Origin of the sequence: Croceicoccus ponticola (assembly GCF_004004515.1) — a bacterium.
Classification (GTDB): domain Bacteria; phylum Pseudomonadota; class Alphaproteobacteria; order Sphingomonadales; family Sphingomonadaceae; genus Croceicoccus; species Croceicoccus ponticola.
In genome coordinates this window covers 1-1,135 of sequence record NZ_RXOL01000016.1, presented here as the reverse complement: position 1 = coordinate 1,135, position 1,135 = coordinate 1, and the positions used below count along the sequence as shown (strand labels likewise).

Sequence of the window (1,135 nt, the reverse complement as noted above, 5' to 3'; positions counted from 1 at the left end):
CCTTGCCGGTGATCTGCGACCAGCGGGTCATGGCAAGATCGACATAGGCAGGATCGATATCGAGACCGCGGAAAGCACGGCCGACGCGCTCGGCGGCAATCAGGCTGGTGCCCGAACCGAGGAAGATATCGAGCACGAGCTCGCCCTGCCGGGTGACATCGCAGATCGCATCGGCGACCATCGCGACCGGCTTGACCGTGGGGTGCAGCGCCAGGTCCTCGCGCCGGGATCCCTGCATCGAGTTGACGGAAGGGTAATCCCAGACGTTGGTGCGGTTGCGGCCGTGCTTGCCAAGCTCGACCGTATTGGTGTGCGGCGCATCGCCAACCCGGTAGACAAAGATCATCTCGTGCTTGGAGCGGTAGAGCGAACCCATCCCGGCATTGCTCTTGTTCCACACGCAGATGTTGAGCAGATCGCCATAGATGTCGGTCACCGAAGCCGTCACGTCGTCCATATGGCGCCAGTCCATGCAAACGAAGTGGACCGCGCCATCGCGCGAGACCGCAGCGCAGGCACCCAGCGTATCTGACAGGAAACCGCGGAACTCGTTCTCGTCCATCTCGCCTGAGGCCATGGCGAACTCGCGGTGCCGGCCTTTGGCATTGGCATGGCCGTTGATCTTCACGTTGTAGGGCGGATCAAGAAAGGCGCAGTCGATCTGCACGTTCTCGCCGACCAGCTGCTGCAGGAACTTGGCATCACGGCCATCGCCGCAGGCAATGCGATGTTCGCCCAGCTGCCAGATATCGCCGGGCTGGACCCGCGGGCTGGTCGGCACGGCCGGGATCACCTCGTCATCGGGATCGGGTGTTCCTGCGAGCACCACATCGATCTCGCCCGAACTGAACCCGGTCAGCGACAGGTCGATGTCGATCTCGGGCATCGAGAGATCGGCCAGCTCGAGCTTGAGGATTTCCACATCCCACCCGGCATTCAAGGCGATCTTGTTGTCGGCAAGCCGCAGCGCCTTCTTCTGCGGTTCGCTCAGCCCCGCCAGTTCGATCACCGGCACCTCGGCAAGGTCCATTGCCTTGGCCGCCCGCAATCGGCCGTGCCCGGCGATCAAGTTGCCTTGCGGATCGGTGAGGATCGGATTGGTGAACCCGAAGGCGCGGATCGAGGCGACGATCTG

Annotated in this window: 1 protein-coding gene; it reads right to left on the bottom strand. The window is 63.1% G+C overall.

Annotation, left to right across the window (positions count from 1 at the left end; translation table 11 throughout):
- Positions 1 to 1,135: site-specific DNA-methyltransferase (locus EKN06_RS15535; protein ID WP_127613814.1), on the bottom strand; the 1,135-nt coding region annotated here is incomplete at both ends.